The organism is Bacillus sp. JNUCC-22 (genome assembly GCF_018861275.1).
Lineage (GTDB): Bacteria > Bacillota > Bacilli > Bacillales > Bacillaceae > Bacillus > Bacillus velezensis.
Window position 1 is genome coordinate 2,750,347 of the sequence record NZ_CP076408.1, and the last position, 18,943, is coordinate 2,769,289.

15 protein-coding genes and 1 pseudogene are annotated in these 18,943 nt (G+C 45.4%); 1 reads left to right on the forward strand and 15 read right to left on the reverse strand.

Annotated features, from left to right (window positions below; translation table 11 throughout):
• Nucleotides 1-8 precede the first annotated feature (8 nt).
• The 10 genes and pseudogenes from polA to JNUCC22_RS13325 all read right to left on the reverse strand — a co-directional run bounded on the left by polA (nt 9) and on the right by JNUCC22_RS13325 (nt 12,294).
• A complete protein-coding gene (gene polA, locus JNUCC22_RS13280) occupies nt 9-2,648 on the reverse strand; it encodes a DNA polymerase I (protein WP_216061789.1) in 2,640 nt (879 codons plus the stop codon).
• Between the two features lie 246 nt (nt 2,649-2,894).
• On the reverse strand, nt 2,895-4,634 hold the full coding sequence (gene pnpS, locus JNUCC22_RS13285; protein WP_106080227.1) for a two-component system histidine kinase PnpS: 1,740 nt from the start codon (nt 4,632-4,634) through the stop codon (nt 2,895-2,897).
• Nucleotides 4,627-5,346, reverse strand: coding sequence for a response regulator transcription factor (locus JNUCC22_RS13290; protein ID WP_003152457.1), 720 nt, complete (start codon nt 5,344-5,346; stop codon nt 4,627-4,629). The genes pnpS and JNUCC22_RS13290 overlap by 8 nt, the downstream gene beginning before the upstream one ends.
• 215 nt (nt 5,347-5,561) lie before the next feature.
• Nucleotides 5,562-6,500: a malate dehydrogenase gene (gene mdh / locus JNUCC22_RS13295; RefSeq protein WP_003152455.1), complete on the reverse strand. Its 939-nt coding sequence runs from the start codon at nt 6,498-6,500 to the stop codon at nt 5,562-5,564.
• Nucleotides 6,501-6,545: 45 nt separating this feature from the next.
• A complete protein-coding gene (gene icd / locus JNUCC22_RS13300) occupies nt 6,546-7,817 on the reverse strand; it encodes an NADP-dependent isocitrate dehydrogenase (RefSeq protein WP_003152454.1) in 1,272 nt (423 codons plus the stop codon).
• Nucleotides 7,818-7,977: 160 nt separating this feature from the next.
• A complete protein-coding gene (citZ, locus tag JNUCC22_RS13305; protein WP_007613059.1) occupies nt 7,978-9,096 on the reverse strand; it encodes a citrate synthase in 1,119 nt (372 codons plus the stop codon).
• A 986-nt stretch (nt 9,097-10,082) separates the two neighbouring features.
• Nucleotides 10,083-10,520, reverse strand: coding sequence for a terpene synthase (locus tag JNUCC22_RS13310; RefSeq protein WP_130570714.1), 438 nt, complete (start codon nt 10,518-10,520; stop codon nt 10,083-10,085).
• A 156-nt stretch (nt 10,521-10,676) separates the two neighbouring features.
• Nucleotides 10,677-10,804: pseudogene (locus JNUCC22_RS13315) on the reverse strand (peptidoglycan-binding domain-containing protein); the annotation flags it as partial.
• 193 nt (nt 10,805-10,997) lie between these two features.
• Complete coding sequence (locus tag JNUCC22_RS13320; protein WP_216061790.1) at nt 10,998-11,408, reverse strand: YjdF family protein; 411 nt, start codon at nt 11,406-11,408, stop codon at nt 10,998-11,000.
• A gap of 421 nt (nt 11,409-11,829) precedes the next feature.
• Nucleotides 11,830-12,294 (reverse strand): DUF441 domain-containing protein, encoded by a 465-nt coding sequence (locus JNUCC22_RS13325; protein ID WP_007408072.1) that lies wholly within the window; start codon nt 12,292-12,294, stop codon nt 11,830-11,832.
• A gap of 97 nt (nt 12,295-12,391) precedes the next feature.
• Between JNUCC22_RS13325 and ytvI the strand changes: the two genes are divergently transcribed.
• Nucleotides 12,392-13,507 (forward strand): sporulation integral membrane protein YtvI, encoded by a 1,116-nt coding sequence (ytvI, locus tag JNUCC22_RS13330; RefSeq protein WP_216061791.1) that lies wholly within the window; start codon nt 12,392-12,394, stop codon nt 13,505-13,507.
• A gap of 31 nt (nt 13,508-13,538) precedes the next feature.
• Here the strand turns inward: ytvI and JNUCC22_RS13335 are convergent, their stop codons facing one another.
• The 5 genes from JNUCC22_RS13335 to accD all read right to left on the reverse strand — a co-directional run bounded on the left by JNUCC22_RS13335 (nt 13,539) and on the right by accD (nt 18,815).
• The gene (locus tag JNUCC22_RS13335; RefSeq protein ID WP_216061792.1) at nt 13,539-13,922 is read right to left on the reverse strand and encodes an FxsA family protein; all 384 of its coding nucleotides are present in this window, start codon (nt 13,920-13,922) and stop codon (nt 13,539-13,541) included.
• Nucleotides 13,923-14,032: 110 nt separating this feature from the next.
• Complete coding sequence (pyk, locus tag JNUCC22_RS13340; protein ID WP_007613076.1) at nt 14,033-15,790, reverse strand: pyruvate kinase; 1,758 nt, start codon at nt 15,788-15,790, stop codon at nt 14,033-14,035.
• A gap of 39 nt (nt 15,791-15,829) precedes the next feature.
• Nucleotides 15,830-16,789, reverse strand: coding sequence for a 6-phosphofructokinase (gene pfkA, locus JNUCC22_RS13345; RefSeq protein ID WP_007408068.1), 960 nt, complete (start codon nt 16,787-16,789; stop codon nt 15,830-15,832).
• 191 nt (nt 16,790-16,980) lie between these two features.
• The gene (gene accA, locus JNUCC22_RS13350) at nt 16,981-17,958 is read right to left on the reverse strand and encodes an acetyl-CoA carboxylase carboxyl transferase subunit alpha (protein WP_007408067.1); all 978 of its coding nucleotides are present in this window, start codon (nt 17,956-17,958) and stop codon (nt 16,981-16,983) included.
• Entirely contained in the window at nt 17,943-18,815 is an 873-nt protein-coding gene (gene accD / locus JNUCC22_RS13355; RefSeq protein WP_007613077.1) for an acetyl-CoA carboxylase, carboxyltransferase subunit beta, read from the reverse strand. Before accD ends, accA begins: the two co-directional genes overlap by 16 nt.
• Nucleotides 18,816-18,943: the final 128 nt, after the last annotated feature.

An 18,943-nucleotide genomic window follows, 5' to 3' on the forward strand; every position in this document is an offset into this window, starting at 1 on the left:
TTCTCTGTTTATTTTGCATCGTACCAAGACGGCCCTGAAGCATAATCCGCCTTCAGCGGCACGTCTAATGCCAAAGCATGCTCCATCACTTCAGGAACCAGCTTCTCTAATATTTCAATTTCTTCCTTAGGCGCTTCAAAAATCAATTCATCGTGCACCTGAAGCAGCAGTCGCGCCTTCAGGTTTTTTTCTTTCAGCTCAGCTGCCATGTCAATCATGGCTTTTTTAATAATATCGGCGGCGCTTCCCTGAATCGGCGTATTCATGGCCGTCCGTTCCGCAAAGCTCCGCAGGTTGAAGTTGCGGCTGGTCAGCTCAGGAATATAGCGGCGGCGCTGCATAAGTGTCGTGACATATCCTTTTTGCTTCGCTTCCTGCACCGACTCTTCCATATACGCCTTGACGCCCGGGAAGCTCTCCAAATAGCGGTCTATAAAAGCGCCCGCTTCTTTCCGGGTGATGCCGAGGTTTTGTGACAGCCCGTAATCACTGATGCCGTAAACAATGCCGAAATTGACGGCCTTTGCCTGGCGGCGCATCGCTTGTGTCACTTCATCTTCACTGACATGAAACACGTCCATGGCGGTTTTTGTGTGAATATCCATGTCATTCGTAAACGCTTCGATCAGATTTTCATCTTTTGAAATATGCGCAAGCACCCTTAATTCAATTTGTGAATAATCGGCGGCGAAAATAAGCCAGTCCGGTTCGGACGGTACGAAAGCCTGACGGATTTTCCGCCCTTCCTCCAGCCGGATCGGAATATTTTGCAGGTTCGGATCCGTTGAGCTGAGGCGTCCGGTTTGAGTCAACGCCTGATTGAATCGTGTATGCACCTTATGAGAATCCTTGCGCGTGACCTTCAGCAGCCCTTCTATATAAGTCGATTGAAGCTTGCCGATTTGTCTGTATTGCAGAATGTGCGCGACGATATCATGTTTGTCTGCGAGCTTCTCAAGCACATCAGCTGAAGTGGAATAGCCTGTTTTTGTTTTCTTTACTGGCGGCAGGCCGAGCTTCTCAAACAGAATGACGCCGAGCTGTTTTGGTGAATTGATGTTAAACGGCTCACCGGCGATGTCATGGATTTTTTCTTCATATTCTTTCAGCTTCGCCTTAAGCTCTTCGCCCATTCGCTTCAGTCTTTCAACATCCACTTTGACGCCCATTGATTCCATTTCTCCGAGAATAAGCGCAAGCGGGAGTTCGAGATCTTCATATAATTCAAGCTGATTATTTTCTTCCAAAGCGTCGAGCAGTTTGTCACGGAGGCTGTTAACAGCAGACGCTTTCCGCGCGAGATGATCGGCAAGCTCTTTTTCAGCCGGAACGGCGCGCTTTGCGCCTTTTCCGTATACCGCTTCATCTTTTGAAACGATATTCAGCCCGTATTCTTTCGCTACGCTCGCGACATCGTCGTACGAATTGCCCGGGTTTATAATGTAGGCAGCAAGAAGCGCGTCAAATTCCGTTCCCTTCAGCTCAATTCCCTGCCAGCGCAAAGCGACGACGGAACGTTTGCTGTCGAACACCCACTTTTTCATCGATTCATCTTCAGCCCAAGATTTAAAAGTTTCAGACTGAATGGCGATTTCTTTCGGAATATAATAAAGACCTGTTTCATTCACGATGGAAAAGCCGAGGATCGGTTCTTCGTGATAGTTATCACCGATTTGTTCGACGACCAAAGCGGACGGCGAAACGAGCATATCTTCGGTGATTTCTTCTGCCGTTTCGACATTGATGTCTTCAAAATTTTCTTCCGCCGTTTCGCCGCTTTCTTCACCGAGCCGCTCAAGAAGCGTATTAAAACCGAGGTCTTTAAAAATGGCAACAACTTGTTCACGGTCAAACCCTTTGTAATCTAAATCTTCGGGCTTGACTTCAATCGGCGCATTTGTCATAATCGTCGCCAGCTCTTTGCTCATCAGGGCTTGTTCCTTATATTCTTCAAGCTTTTCTTTTAATTTTTTTCCGCTGACTTCATCAATGGAATCAAGCAGTTTCTCAACCGAATGGAACTGCTTTAAGAGCTTAATCGCGGTTTTTTCTCCGACGCCGGGGACGCCCGGTATATTATCGGATGAATCCCCCATTAATCCCTTCATATCAATGATTTGCAAAGGGGTCAGACCGTACTTTTCTTGCACGTGCTCCGGCGTGTAATCTTCCACGTCGGTAATGCCTTTTCTCGTAATGGCAACGGTCGTTTTCCCGGTTGCAAGCTGGGTTAAGTCCTTGTCCCCCGACACTACCTTTACTTCGAAGCCGTCTTTTTCAGCAGATACGGCAAGCGTGCCGATAATATCGTCCGCTTCATATTCAGGAAGCTCGTAGCGGCTGATTTTGTAGGCATCAAGGAGCTCGCGGATGAACGGCATCTGTTCTGAAAGCTCCGGCGGCGTTTTTTGTCTTCCGCCTTTATATTCTTTAAACGTGCTGTGGCGGAAAGTGGTTTTTCCCGCATCAAAAGCCACCAGCATGTGGGTCGGCTTTTCATCTTCCAGCATTTTCATTAAAATCATCGCAAACCCGTATACGGCATTTGTATGAATGCCTTTTTCATTGCTTAAAAGCGGCAATGCAAAAAACGCCCGGTACGCCAGACTGTTTCCGTCGACAAGCACTAATTTTTTTCGTTCCGTCATTCAATATCCTCCTAAGAGCAAAAGCTCGTCATTCCTCTATTTTTTAATCTCACAGCTTCTCTTATTTTAACAAAGTTCAATTTGAAAGGAAAATGAGCGAACCCTGCGAAAACGCAAAAAAGGACGGGAACAAGAAAACACGTTCCCGCCGTCAAAATTGGCTCCTTGGATGAAGGGGTTCTGTTATATCCTAACAAGATAGGTTTAACAGGTCATGAAGAAATTGTTAATCCTTTGTAAAGCTGATCACGCTTCCGGCTGCCGCTTCAGCGTCACGGTAAATACGGTCCCCTGCCCGGGTTCGCTTGTGACCTCGATTTTACCTTCATGGGCTTCTATTAAGTGCTTCACGATGGCGAGGCCGAGCCCGGTTCCTCCCGAGTTGCGGCTTCTGTCTTTATCCACGCGGTAGAATCTCTCAAATATCCGCGGGATCTCTTCCTTCTGAATGCCGATTCCAGTATCGGACACTTTGATATCGACAACGGTTTCTTTCACATGTACCGAAATCCCCACCGTCCCTTTTTCAGGCGTGTAGGTCAGGGCATTGTTCGCCAGATTCAAAAATACCTGCTTCAGCCTGTGCGCGTCACCCGTCACAAAAATCGGCTCTTCCGGGAGATCGAGCTGAAAGCTGATGCCTTTTTCCTCGGCCTTATGCCGCAAAAGCGCTTCAATTTCATGCAGAATTTTTGCAGCGTCAAAGGACTCTACGCGCATCGTAAAGTTTTGCTGCTCCATCTTGGATAAATCCAATAAATCCTGCACAAGAGATTGGAGCCGCTCACTTTCTTTCAGAATGATAGACAGAAAGTCTGAAAGCGCCTTTTCGTCTTTCATCGCTCCGTCTAACAGTGTTTCCGTAAATCCTTTAATCGAGGTGATCGGTGTTTTCAGTTCATGGGAGACATTGGCGACGAAGTCCTTTCTCATCTGCTCCAATTTTTTAATTTCCGTCATATCGTGAAAGACGAGGACGATGCCCTTCCATTCATCGTCAGGACCCATGATCGGAACGCCGTCAACTTCAAAGTAGCGCCGCTCAATGTTGATGGGAAGTCTGAGCAGCTGGCATTTTTTCGTCTCCGTCATAAAAATGTCTTCGACAAGCCGGATGATCTCCTCATGTTCAAACGCATCATGGTAAAGGCGCCGAAGCAGACGTTCAGGCTTTGTATGAAACTGCTTCGTGTATGACCGGTTCACGAGATTGATAAAACCTCTCCCGTCTATTAGAATCAAACCGGATCCGATATTTTCAATAACGGTTAACAGACGATCGCGCTGCATATCCTGCGTTCTCGTCATTTCCATTAAATCGACCGCCAGGCTGTTCATCGCACGCCCGAGACGGTCCGACCGCCTTGCGTAGCCGCTGTAGGAGCGGGCGTCGTAATTCCCTTTGGACAGCTCCGTCGCCACCTTTGTCGCGGCGTCGATTGATTTTTTGTAACGGGACGTCATGTTTGTATAAAAGAAAACGATAATGATAAAAGCGGTACAAAGACTTGCTGCCAGCATGCCCCACATTTCTCCGGTAACGCTTGAACCGCCGTTGATCTCAGAGGAAACGAGTACATACCCCGCAATTTTCCCGGCGTCATTTTTTACGGCAGTGCCGCGGATGACTTTGCTTTTCGACTGTACGGCTTCCTCACTTTTATTGTGAGAAATGAACTCCTTTACGGCTGAATCATCAGCACGACTGCCGGAATGGTATACGGCGTCACCCTTCTCGTTGAGCACGGCGACGTTTATACCGAGGGTGCGGCCGGCGTCACGGATTACCGTTTCATTGCTTTTATTGCCGATTCTGCCGGCGTCAAGAAGGCCCGCTATGTATACCGATTCCTTTTTCAGCTGATCCGCCGTTCTTTCTTCAGCGGATGAAGAAATAAGCTGCTGTAAAAAAAGGCCGAGAACACTGAAAACCAATATGATACATACAACGAGTAAAGCGAACAGACGCACACGGACTTTATTCATTCATTTTTGGCTCCTCCAGTTTATACCCCAAACCTCTGATTGTTTTAATATAGATGGGTTTTTTGGTATTTGATTCGATTTTGTCGCGCAGATGACTGATATGAACGTCAACAATCCGGGTGTCCCCGGCAAAATCATAGTTCCAGACCGCGCTCAGCAGAAGATCTCTCGTCAGCACTCTTCCCTTGTGTTTTCCCAAATACAGAAGCAGTTCAAATTCTTTAGGCGTCAATTCCAGCTGTTCTGACTTGAAGTACGCTTCGTAATGCTCCGGAAGAATTTTCAGCTCGCCGATGAGGATCTGCCCGTCCTTTTCCTCTTCTCTGCCTTGTGACAGCGAAGAAATGTCAGCCCTTCTTAAAATGGCTTTCACCCGCGCAGTGACTTCCCGCGGACTGAACGGCTTTGTCATGTAATCATCCGCTCCGAGCTCCAGTCCCAGCACTTTATCAAACTCCTCATCTTTTGCTGTCAGCATCAAGATCGGGACCATCATTTTCTGCTGTCTGAGCTGCTTACAGACGTCGATTCCGTCCACTTTCGGCAGCATGACATCCAGTACGATTAAATCCGGATTTTCATTCTCTGCCAGCTCCAGAGCCTCTTCACCGTCTGATGCGGTAATGACATCATAGCCGGACCGTTCCAGATTATACTGTAAAAGAGTAACGATAGATTGTTCATCATCTACAACTAAAATTTTTTTGTTCATGCTGCGCCCTCCGCTGTCTATTTTCCCCGACATCCAATTTTCTCTATTTTATGTGCTGCATATCACTTTATGATTTCATTTTATCCAATACTGCCCGTTCAGACAATTCGCCTTTTTGATCATTTTCAGAGAAAGGATCGCTCAGGGAAAAAGAAAACGCTTTCATTAATTGTAAAAAGAGGAAGGCTTCTGATTCGGAAGCCTTCCCTTTTTTCTTATGACAATACTTTCATCACGTTTTTGACAGATTCAACTGATTTACTCAGCTGCGCTTTTTCATAGTCTGTCAGTTCAAGCTCGATGATTTGCTCTAGGCCGTTTCCTCCGATAATCGTCGGTACGCCTAAGTAAATGCCTTCATGACCGTATTCGCCTTCTAAGTAAGCGATGGTCGGAAGCACGCGGCGCTGATCTTTCAAAATGGCTTCTACCATTTCAGTCAGTGACGCAGCAGGCGCGTAGTAGGCGCTTCCGTTTCCGAGAAGGTTGACGATTTCCCCGCCGCCTTTTCTTGTGCGTTCTACAATCGCATCAAGACGGTCTTTCGGGATAAGCGTTTCAAGCGGAATGCCGCCCGCATAGGAATAACGGACGAGAGGAACCATGTCGTCACCGTGTCCGCCAAGAACAAAACCGGTCACATCTTTTACAGACAGGTTTAATTCTTCAGCGACGAATGTTCTGAATCGCGCAGTGTCAAGCACTCCGGATTGTCCGATGACGCGTTCTTTCGGGAAGCCTGATTCTTTGTACACCGCATATGTCATCGCATCAACAGGGTTTGTCAATACAACGATAATGCAGTCAGGAGAATATTTCACGATCTCACGTGTGACGCTTCTCATGATTTTTTCGTTTGTAGATACGAGATCATCACGGCTCATGCCCGGTTTTCTCGCAATTCCGGCTGTGATGACGACGATATCAGAACCGGCTGTGTCCTCGTAGTTGGACGTGCCTGTGATTTTCGCGTCAAATCCTTGGACCGGACTTGCTTCGAGCATGTCTAGCGCTTTTCCTTTTGTCGGGTTTTCTAATTGCGGAATATCAACGAGCACAACGTCCGCAAGCTCTTTTTGAGCTGTAAGAAAGGCTGTTGTCGCTCCCGTAAATCCTGCTCCGATAACAGAAACTTTACTGCGTGTTTTTCCCATGATTCTCTTCTCCTTTTTTGGCTTCATTAGAAGTCTGCTTTAGGTTCAGTCCATGTTTTTGATTAGCTCTTCACCAAACTCTGAACATTTCACTTCAGTTGCACCGTCCATTAATCTAGCAAAATCGTACGTTACTACTTTTGAAGCAATCGTTTTTTCCATAGATTTAATGATCAAGTCGGCAGCCTCATTCCAGTTCAGGTGTTCAAGAAGAAGCACTCCTGAAAGGATGACGGATGACGGGTTGACTTTGTCAAGGCCGGCATACTTAGGAGCCGTTCCGTGAGTCGCTTCGAAAATCGCATGCCCTGTTTCATAGTTGATGTTCGCTCCCGGCGCGATTCCGATTCCGCCTACCTGAGCGGCAAGCGCATCAGAGATATAGTCTCCGTTTAAGTTCATTGTCGCCACGACGTCGAATTCGCTCGGACGGGTTAAGATCTGCTGAAGGAAAATATCAGCGATGCTGTCTTTGACGATGATTTTTCCTGCCGCTTCCGCTTCGCTCTGCGCTTTATCAGCCGCTTCTTTTCCGTCTTTTTCGACAATGCGGTCATATTCAGCCCAAGTGAATACTTTATCTCCGTATTCTCTTTCGGCAAGCTCGTAGCCCCAGTTTTTAAATGCCCCTTCAGTGAACTTCATGATGTTTCCTTTGTGGACAAGCGTGACAGACTTACGGCCGTTTTCGATCGCATACTCAATGGCAGCTCTGACTAAGCGGCTTGTGCCTTCTTCAGAAACAGGTTTGATGCCGATTCCTGACGTTTCAGGGAAACGGATTTTGTTAACGCCCATTTCATTTTGCAGGAAGCTGATCAGCTTTTCAACTTCTTCAGAACCTTTCGCATACTCAATTCCGGCGTAAATATCTTCCGTATTCTCGCGGAAAATGACCATATCCGTATCTTCAGGACGTTTGACCGGGGAAGGCACTCCCGTGAAATATCTGACAGGGCGCAGGCACGTAAACAAATCAAGCTCCTGTCTCAGCGCCACGTTCAGAGAACGGATACCGCCGCCGACCGGTGTCGTCAGAGGACCTTTGATGGCGATGAAGTACTCTCTGATGTCTTCCAGCGTTTCGGCAGGAAGCCACTCACCTGTTTTATTATAAGCCTTTTCACCGGCATAAACTTCTTTCCATGTGATTTTTTTCTCGCCTTTATATGCTTTTTCAACAGCGGCTTCCAATACTTTAGAAGCGGCGTTCCAAATATCAGGGCCTGTGCCGTCGCCTTCAATAAACGGGATAATCGGATTATTTGGTACGTTTAATACTCCATTAGAGACTGTAATTTTTTCACCTTGTGACACAATATTACCTCCCAGTATGTAATTCATATTTAGAAAACATTTTATTTTTCTTGTATAGAAAATAAAATGACTTTTCTCAAGATTCTATCAAAATTGTAAACCAATCCGGGCTTGATTAACAAGAGGCTAACGACATGAAAATCACCAGCCTCCCGTTTGATCAGGCTCTTTCATCAATCGGAACAAAAGTCTGCTTATCCGGACCCGTGTAGTCAGCGCGCGGGCGGATGAGGCGGTTGTTATCGTACTGTTCAAGAATATGGGCGATCCATCCTGACATTCTGCTGACCGCAAAGATCGGCGTGAACAGATCGTGATCAATGCCGAGACTGTGGTATACAGATGCAGAATAGAAATCAACGTTAGGCGGAAGTTTTTTCTCCGACGTCACGATTTCTTCGACACGGATTGACATGTCGTACCATTTGCTTTCACCCGTCAGATTCGTCAGGCGTTTGCTCATTTCTTTTAAGTGTTTGGCGCGCGGGTCTCCATGCTTATACACACGGTGTCCGAAGCCCATTACTTTTTCTTTTTTCTCCATTTTGCTGCGGATATAAGGCTCGGCGTTTTCCACTTCGCCGATTTCTGTCAGCATTTTCATGACGGCTTCATTGGCTCCGCCGTGAAGCGGTCCTTTTAAAGCGCCGATGGCGGCAGTGATGCCTGAGTAAATATCAGATAAGGTGGCGACACATACTCTCGCCGTAAATGTTGATGCGTTCAGCTCATGATCCGCATGAAGAATGAGCGCTTTGTTAAACGCTTCCACTTCGATCGGAGAAGGCTCTTCACCGTTTAAGGTGTAAAGGAAGTTCTCCGCGATTCCGTACTCTTCCTTCGGTTCAACAGGATCAAGTCCTTTGCGGATTCTTGAGAAAGCGGCGACAATGCCCGGCACTTTCGCCTGCAGACGGATGGCTTTTCTGTAGTTCGCTTCCGGATTCATGACATCGGCTTCACTGTCAGTCAGACCGAGTAATGAAATCGCCGTCCGGAGCGCAGCCATTGGATGTACGTTATTGAGGGGATAGGATTTGAAGTGCTCAATGATTTCTTGTGGAACGGCAGCTTCTTTCGCAAGCTGTTTTTTCAGTTCAGCAAGTTCCGTTTTATTCGGCAGGCGCAGATGCCACAGCAAATAAATGATTTCTTCAAAACTTGCATTCTCTGTCAAGTCGTCAATATCGTACCCTACATATGTAAGGGTATCGTCGATAATAGAGCTTACAGATGATGTTGTTGCTACAACCCCTTCAAGACCGCGTGTTGCTGTCATATTCAACCTCTCCTTTTCAATCAAAATTCCCCTTTAAAGAGTATATAAAACATACGGCTTACTTAAAATGAGTCATGCAAACACTCCCTTTCCCCTTCAAGAAAATGCTTACATTTCACTGGTTGCGGTTACATAACCGATATGCTTATAGAGGAACATAACAAATTCTTATAAGCTTATTTAAGTTTAAGCCTATTCTTATTATAAACAATAATCTGATTAATTTGTAGACTTTTAACTAAAAATGTTTTAAAAGCCCTATATATCAAGGTTTTGCGTTGATAAATTTAATCGCTTGCTTTCAGGCGCTGTGTAAAACCATGTATTCTCATGTTTTCAATTGGGGGAGTTTTGGAGGAGACTTTAAAAGGACAGGCGCGACAACTTCACCGCAAATTCCCCCTCCTTCTTTACCGGAGAAGAGGGTTATTTTGTTTACTCGACTGAATCAATGTTCGGATCAGCTTCAGAAATCCATGTCTTGGTTTTAGTTGGCTCAAATTTTCTTATATATATCTTTGTTGTTACTTCGTATTTCGCTTTTGTGTATATAACGATCCTTTTGTATTTTTCTGCGGACTTCAAACGAATATCACCCTTGTAACATACCTGTTACCATGCTTGTAATGCAGCAGCCGCAGCCCCGCCTAAAAAGAGAAAAAACGAAAATACATGACAAAAAAAGATGCAGCCCTAAAAAGGCCACATCTTTTAAGTCATGTTTGCAGTCGTGCAGCTAGTTGTATTACCTCATTATCAGTTTTGGCTGCATTATGATGAAGATGAGTCGTGTTTCCTACAAAAGCAATTACACCGAACGTAATAGCGAAAGCAGAGACAGAGAAACAAATTGCTTTTGCGGGTGCTAAACTTACGATTTTCGTCAAGTGAATTTATGCTATAAAGAGAAACTAGAAGTCTATTTTTCGCCTTAAAAAGAAGTACAGAAATTATCTTCTGTACTTCTTCAAAATCTAAATAAGAAATCAATCTTGAGATAAATAAATCCAATTTATATCGTCAAATTCTTTGATAACATAATCTGATCCTATACTACGTAAAATTCTATTAAAAAAAATGATGTCATCTTCATCATCATAATCATATAAACCCTTTTGAACATATTCTTTAATAATAAAATTCGTTAAATTTGTATGATTAACAAATTCAGAAAAGTAAGATCTTATAAAAATTGAATTATCTTCATTTAATTTTTCATCATTAACAATTGAAATCTTAAAAACGTTTAAAATCGCATTAATATCTTCTTCGTCCATATAACACAATGGTTCTAATTTTTTGTCTTCTTCTGTAAATGGCTTTCGAGTATCTTCAATTATTACGTAAGATAAAATGTTACCATCTTTCAGCACACGAAAAACTTCTAAATCACGTAATTTTAAAGCTCTATTAAGTGATAGCATTATTTCCCCCTAATCAAATATTAAAACCCAAATACTAACCTTAGATTCTTTAGTAATCTACCTCCTGTTACACCTATTTAAAGCTGCTATTGTTATCACATATGCAGGGTTCAATAATATATCAATCCAACTATATTTAGAAATTTTTTTCGTTCTTTATCTAATTTTTCCTATTTCTTTAACGCTGATTTTCATCTTTGTCTTTGACCCATGAATGCCGTCAGCATTCACGCCGTACATGGACTGGAATCGTTTGACTGCATTTGCGCTGTTTTCGGGCCGTAAATATCATCATCAAGCCGTTCATCAATTGAAACTGACTCATTTACTGATGTAAGTGAATTTAAATAAATGCAGAAAAACCCTCCTCATCTCGAGAAGGGCTCGATTTCTACTTCTTTTTTCTAAATCAGTCCGAAGAAAAAACTGATGCCGCTCAACTTTTCAATCGAAGGGCTGCTTCATCGGGCTCTCCAACTATTTTCCCCTATGCTTTTCTTTTGCTTTTTGTTTTCTGATTAAATATTTTTGTTCCTTTATTTTTTCTCTTTGTTTTCTATTCAGTTGTTTTTTCTTTTCTTTTCTTGCTTCAAGTTCCTGTTTTATCGCTTTTTGTGCCTTAGTTGATATCCCGATATTTTTCATCTCTTTAGAAGCTTGTCGTTGCAATCTTTTTGGGTTTAATTTCTTAGATTTTGCTTTAACACAAACCCCTTCTTGTTCAGTGTGGGAGAGAGTCTGTAAAAGTTGATTATTAACAAAATGCATTATTTCTGAATCCTTTGGCTCTTGTCCAAACAAATGACGAATTGCTCTTAATTTACCATCATCCACAACTTCAATGACTCCTACCCAAAACTGACCATCGTAGTAAACCGTTAATTTCATAACGATTCCCTCCTCCTAAATTTACTGAAGAATGATGGACATCCCGAGGAGGGGAAGGTTACTGACATTTTAAATCATGCATCCGGACTACCAACCGAATTGTGTTTTTTCATTCTCATTATAAATTTAACAAACTTTCAATTTGAAGGAAAGGGTCTCCGCTTATTTTGACAACACTTCAAGTTTTGCTTTGGTATCAGCGCATAAATTCCATCAGCTTTTAATCCATTCATCAATTGGAATTACTGCAATCGCTGTTTTCGCTCCATGTGCGCCGTCAATCCCGAAGTTCTTTGTTACATGGTAAGCCACTTCATTCATCGGAATAATGCAAATGGCATTTGTCTGAACTACAAAATGCGCAAGTGTGCAAACTCTAATTTTCTCCACAAAAAAAGCAGCTTTACGCCGCTTTTTTACTTTACGAAGTGAATATTTTAACGATTTGCATGGCCAAGTAGGCGATTCCGGCGCCGATTAACGGGCCTACGGCGACGCCTCCGAAAAGCGCGACGGCAAGTATCGTGCCGATGACCAGCGCCGTTGTAATATGAGGGTCGTTTTCCAATAAGGTGAGACCGTTTTTGGCGATTAAGGCAACCGCGATCCCGGCACCGAGAGCGATCCACGCATAATATGATTTCATTGCTTCTCCGAGCTGTTTAAAACCGATATCACCTGTGGCAATCGGCACTAAAACGGCGATTGTAATGACGGTGACTCCCCAGTTGATGCCTTTTGACTGAATAACCGGAAATAGTTTCTGATCAAGACCGACAGCTTTTATCACAATGAGAAAGCCGACGGCAAAAAGCAATGACTGATTTTTGGCTATCAATGCGATGGCCAGCAATAATAGTAAAAATAAATTCGCCTGTGTAAACATCCTGAAAGCACCTTCTTTCATCATATCTGTATTCATATCCTTTTTTTTGACGAATAAACTAATGTAATAGGACGTGCCGACCGAGAGGAGGATCGATGTGAACCCGCACTATGCAACTGTTTTTTTCCGCGCGCTGTTTGTACTCGCTGCGGCCGGCGGCGCTTTAGCGGCCGGTTACGCCTCATTTCCGTTAACTTATCCGTTTCTGATCGCCCTTATTCTGTCATCAGCGATCATTCCCGTAGTTGACTGGCTGGACAAACTGACGGGGCTGCCCCGGTCAGTCAATACTGTCTTTGTCCTGGTCTTCTTTTTGCTTATTCTTCTTGGCGCGGCGACATTTCTCGTTGCGGAAATCATTTCGGGAACCGCCTATCTGGCCAAAACGCTCCCTCCCCATATCAGCGCCTTTATGACGTATTGTGAAGAGCTGTTCACTTCCCGCATTCAGCCATTGTACCACGAGCTGACCGTCCTATTTAACGGACTGGAAACCAATCAGCAGGCATCCATCGTGACGCATATTCAGACCCTCGGTGATACAGCCGCTAAAAATGCGGGGCTGATGCTTTCACATCTTTTGGAGCTGGTGCCGAAATGGATTGCCTTCCTTCCCAATACAGCTGCCGTCTTCATTTTCGCAATGCTGGCGACTTTTTTTATGACAAAGGACTGGCATAAGCTGAAGGCGCTGCTTTATTCCATTCTTCCGGAACGGGTTTCGGCAAACGCCAAGGCCGTATCGGGAGAACTGAAAAAAGCGATGGCAGGTTTCATTAAGGCGCAGGCCGTGCTCATACTTTTCACGATGATTATTGTCTTTATCGGACTTTTTCTTCTAGGGATTGAGCATGCGGCAACCATCGCCTTTTTTATCGGCCTGGTGGACCTTCTCCCGTATCTCGGCGCCGGGTCGGTCTTTGTTCCCTGGATTATGTATTTGGCCATTGCCGGTCAGCTTCCTCAAGCGATCGGTCTCGGTGTTTTATATATTGTCGTTCTCATTCAGCGCCAGCTGACGGAGCCGAAAATTTTAAGCAAGTCAATCGGACTTGATCCGCTTGCGACCTTAATCGCCCTGTTTGCCGGCTTTAAACTGTTCGGAATTTTAGGACTGGCTGCGGGGCCCGCGCTGCTCGTTTTCATTCAGGCCTTTATCACAACGGGCGCTTTAAAAGAAATATGGGCCTATATTACTGTTCAATCCAAATAAAAACAGCAGCCCTGTAAGAAGGCTGCCGTTTTTATTTGATAATGATCCGCTTGTTTTTTGACATTCCTCTCAGCCATTTGAACAAAAGCGGCTTCATGCGGTTCCGAGTGAACGGAATCAGAAGACAGGCCCCTGCAATATCGGACAGAAAACCCGGAAGCATCAAAAGCAGGCCTCCGAAAAAGACGCATATTCCGTCAAGAAGCGCTTCCCCCGGCATTTTGCCGTACTGCAGGTCGCGCATCACCCGATGATACACATCGGTTCCCTGTCTTTTTGCCACCAAGGCGCCTAACACGCCTGTCAAAATGATGAGAAGGAAGGTCGGAAAAATACCGAGCCATTTTCCCGCCAGCAGAAACAAGCCGATTTCAATTGCCGGACACACGATAAACAGTAAGAATAACACTCTCATTTTTCTGCCCTCCTGCCCTTCTAAAAGCCCGTCACCGCCCGCATGGGAATAGGAAAATCAGCCTAAAGACAAAAGAGAAGGGAGAACCCCCCTCTCTTTTTTAAAGCTGTTTAAAGAACGCTTGCGCGGCCTTCATACACAGCGCCGCGGGCAGCGTCAACTGTGATAACCTGTCCTTCTGTTAAAACTGAAGTTGCGTTCTCCAGACCGACGATAACCGGAATGCCCAAGCTTAAACCGACAACGGCTGCATGGCTTGTCAGACCGCCTTCTTCAGTGATGAGCGCTGATGCTTTTTCAAGTGAAGCGATCATGTCGCGGTCAGTGCTTGAAGCAACCAATACTGCACCGTCTGTCATTTTTTGTTCAGCTTCTTTCGCATTTTTTGCAACAACGACCGGCCCGAATGCAGATTTGCGTCCGATGCCTTGTCCTTTTGCGATAATGCTGCCGACAGTGTGGACTTTCATCAGATTCGTCGTGCCTGATTCACCGACAGAACCTGCTGTAATGACAATCAGATCACCGCGTTTCACGATGCCGCTGTCAAGTGATTTTTGAACCGCGTCTTCAAGCATTTCATCGGTTGAAGTCGCGTTTTGGCCGCTTGCCGGGAATACACCGAATACAAGGCCGAGTTTGCGTGATACAGACTCATTGACCGTAACCGCTACAATCGGAGCCTGCGGACGGTATTTCGCGATCATACGCGCCGTATGGCCGCTTTCTGTAGGGGTAACGATAGCTGCCGCACTCAGATTGATCGCCGTGTGCGCAACTGATTGGCCGATCGCATCGGTAATCGTCATGCCGACCTGATCTCTGCGTTTAGACAGAATTTCTTTGTAGTTCAGAGATTCTTCCGTGCGTGTGGCGATGTTAAACATTGTTTGAACCGCCTCGACAGGATATTGTCCCGCAGCCGTCTCACCGGAAAGCATGATAGCGTCTGTGCCGTCGAAAATGGCGTTGGCAACGTCACTTGCTTCAGCACGTGTCGGACGAGGGTTGCGCTGCATGCTGTCAAGCATTTGTGTCGCAGTAATAACCGGTTTGCCTAGCGCGTTGCATTTTTTGATCATTTCTTTTTGCACGAGCGGCACTTCTTCGGCCGGAATCTCTACGCCGAGGTCTCCGCGCGCTACCATTAAGCCGTCAGATACTTCCAGGATCGCATCCAAGTTGTCCACGCCTTCTTGGTTCTCGATCTTAGGAATGATTTGAATGTCAGACGCGTTATGCTCTTCAAGCAGTTCGCGGATTTCCAGGACATCCGTAGAACGGCGTACAAATGACGCAGCGATGAAATCAACGCCTTGCTCGATACCGAATACGATGTCTTTGGCGTCTTTTTCAGTAATTCCCGGAAGGTTGACGCTGACGCCGGGAACGTTTACGCCTTTTTTATTTTTCAGCGTGCCGCTGTTTAAGATTTTTGTTTTGATTTCGTGTTTTTCCGGATTTGATTCTAGCACTTCCAATCCGATTAAACCGTCATCCAACAGGATGATAGACCCTGCTGACACGTCGTCTGCCAGGCCTTCATAAGAAACTGAGAATTTTTCAAGCGTTCCCAGCACCTGTTTCGTAGAAACGATAATTTCATTTCCCGCCTGAAGCTCAAGCGCGCCGTTTTCCATATCGTGCGTGCGGATTTCCGGACCTTTTGTATCGAGGAGAATCCCCACGTTTTTGCCGAGCTTTTTGCTTGCTTCTCTGATGTTTTTGATTCTTGCGCCGTGCTCTTCGAAATCACCGTGTGAAAAATTCAGACGAGCAACGTTCATACCCGCTTCCATCAATTTTGTCAGCATTTCTACACTTTCACTGGCCGGACCGATTGTACAAACGATTTTTGTTTTTTTCAACTCGTTCACTTCCTTCTGAAATCTTCAGCTTCTTCCGCCTTAAATAGACAGTTCTTTTGAAAGCTGATACATGTTTGGTTCAACAGTATGTTTTGATTCTAAAATTTCTATAATATCATGGTCTACAAGCTTGTTGTTTTGTATACCTACGCAGCGTCCGCCTTTTCCTTTAAGCAGAAGCTCAACCGCGTAAGCGCCGAGGCGGCTTGCAAGAACCCGGTCAGAAGCGCTTGGAGATCCGCCGCGCTGGATGTGCCCTAAAACGGATACCCGTGTTTCAAGGTTCGTTTCTTCTTCGATGCGTTTTCCGAATTCAACCCCGCTGCCTACCCCTTCTGCAACGATGATGATACTGTGTTTTTTGCCGCGGTCGTGCCCTCTCTTCAAACGGCCGATAATTTCCTGCATATCGTAGTCCGCTTCAGGAATTAAAATTGATTCCGCTCCGCCTGCAAGACCTGCCCATAAAGCAATGTCGCCCGCATGGCGCCCCATCACTTCAATAACGTATGTACGCTCATGAGACGTAGCGGTGTCACGGATTTTATCAATCGCATCAATTACGGTGTTTAACGCCGTATCAAATCCGATCGTAAAATCAGTTCCCGGGATGTCATTATCTATCGTACCCGGTACACCCACACACGGAAACCCGTGTTCCGTTAATTTTTTCGCACCCATGTATGAACCGTCTCCGCCGATGACGACAAGACCTTCAATGCCGAGTTTCTTTAAATTTTCGATTCCTTTTTCACGGCCTTCAACTGTTTTGAATTCAGGACATCTGGCCGTGTACAGCTTTGTTCCGCCGCGGTGGATGATGTCACCGACCGAACCAAGCTCCAGTTTCTCTATTTTACCGCTGATTAATCCTGAATAACCGTTATAAATTCCGTACACTTCGACGTCGTGGTAGATAGCTTTCCGCACAACCGCGCGCACCGCAGCGTTCATACCCGGGGAATCCCCGCCGCTCGTTAAAACTCCTATACGCTTCATTTCCTATTCACCTCAGCAACATATATATGTTAAACATATCATGATCATTGCCCTAAAACAATGAAAAGGGACGCCTGAGCTCCCATGAAACCTTACCTATTATACAATTAAATAAATTGTTTTTAAATAAAATTTAAGGAATATCACAAAAATCACAAAAAATAAACGTGAGCCATAGGCTTCACGTCTATTCAGTTTACCCCGATATATTGATCCTCAACCGAAACTTTCCCGATTGCTTTATATTTTTCATAGCGCTGTGAGATCAATTCTTCGGCGTTCAATTGAAGAAGAGATTTTAACGTTTCTTTAAGAATACCGTCAATGTAGCCCGCCTGCTGCTTAATATCATGGTGAGCTCCGCCCTTCACTTCTTTAATCATATCATCAATAATTCCTAATTCTAATAAATCGGGCGCAGTAATCTTCATGGTTTCGGCCGCTTTTTTCGCAAGGCTGGAGTCTTTCCACAAAATGGATGCGGCTCCTTCAGGAGAAATAACGGAATACGTCGAGTTCTCAAGCATCAGCATGCGGTTGCCCACACCTAACGCAAGCGCGCCTCCGCTGCCGCCTTCCCCGATGACGATACAAACGACAGGCACTGTCAGGCCGGCCATCTCGAACAGGTTCTTGGCGATGGCTTCACTTTGTCCCCGCTCCTCCGCCGCTTTACCCGGGTACGCTCCCTTCGTGTCGATGAAGCAGATAATCGGGCGGTTGAACTTATCCGCCTGCTTCATGAGACGAAGCGCTTTGCGGTAGCCCTCAGGGTGAGGCATCCCGAAATTGCGGACAAGGTTTTCTTTCGTGTCTTTTCCGCGCTGATGTCCGATGACGGTGACCGGCATGCCGTGATATTTGGCGACTCCGCCGACAATCGCAGCATCATCTCCGTATGTTCTGTCTCCGTGGCACTCAAAAAAGTCGGTAAACAGGTATTGAATGTAATCTAGCGTCGTCGGCCGGTCGGGAAGGCGTGCGATCTGCACTCTGTCCCACGGCTTCAGGTTTTTATAAATCTCATCCTGAAGCTTGCTGAGCCGGTCTTCAAGCCTTGCGATTTCAGCGCTTAAATCCATCTCCGAATCTTGGGTGAATTTTTTCAGTTCGGCGATTTTCGTCTGCAGTTCAATCACCGGTTTTTCAAATTCTAATCTTGCAGCCACTCATGCTCACCTCCTGTTTGGTGCATGTCCAGCAGAAATGCGAGTTTGTCTTTCATGTCGTTTCGGTGAATCACCGCATCAAGCTGGCCGTGCTTTAATAAAAATTCCGCCGTCTGGAAATCTTCCGGCAGTTTTTCCCCGATCGTCTGTTCAATAATACGTCTTCCGGCAAATCCGATCAAGGCGCCCGGTTCAGCGAAATTATAATCACCGAGAGACGCGAAACTGGCCGATACGCCGCCTGTCGTCGGATGGGTCATGACAGAAATAATCAGTCCCTGCTCCTCACTGAACAGTTTTAATGCAGAGCTTGTCTTTGCCATTTGCATAAGACTTAAGACCCCCTCCTGCATACGTGCGCCGCCGGAAGCGGTAAAGATGATAAACGGGACTTTTTCCTCTTTTGCTTTTTCAATTGCAAGCGTGATTTTTTCGCCGACAACCGAACCCATGCTGCCCATTCGGAATGTTGAATCCATGATCGCGATCACGGCCGGGAATCCGCTGATGGTTCCTTTTCCGGTAACCACCGCTTCATTCAGCGATGTTTTCTCACGGTCTTTTTCGATTTTTTCTAAGTATTCCGGGAAACCGAGCGGGTTTTCAGATATCATTCCCTGGTTGAATTCTTCGAATGAATCTTCATCCAGGAGGCTTTCAATGCGCTGCTTTGCATTCATCGGGAAATGGTGCCCGCAGTTCATGCAGACGCGCAGGTTTTTATCTAACTCTTTTGTGAGCATGATTTTTTTACATTTGGAGCACTTTGTCATAATGCCTTCCGGAACATCATGTTTTGCCTGCTCAGACGGCACGGAAGCATATTTTTTCTTTTTTGTGAATATATCCTTTAACAAATGATTACCTCCCTTTTGTGAAGGGTTCTCTTCACTGCATGTCTTCCGATTAGATAGACTTAATAATAACTTTACCGAAACTATTGTACTTTTTTTGTCAAACGGTGTCATCCTCCATTCGACATTTT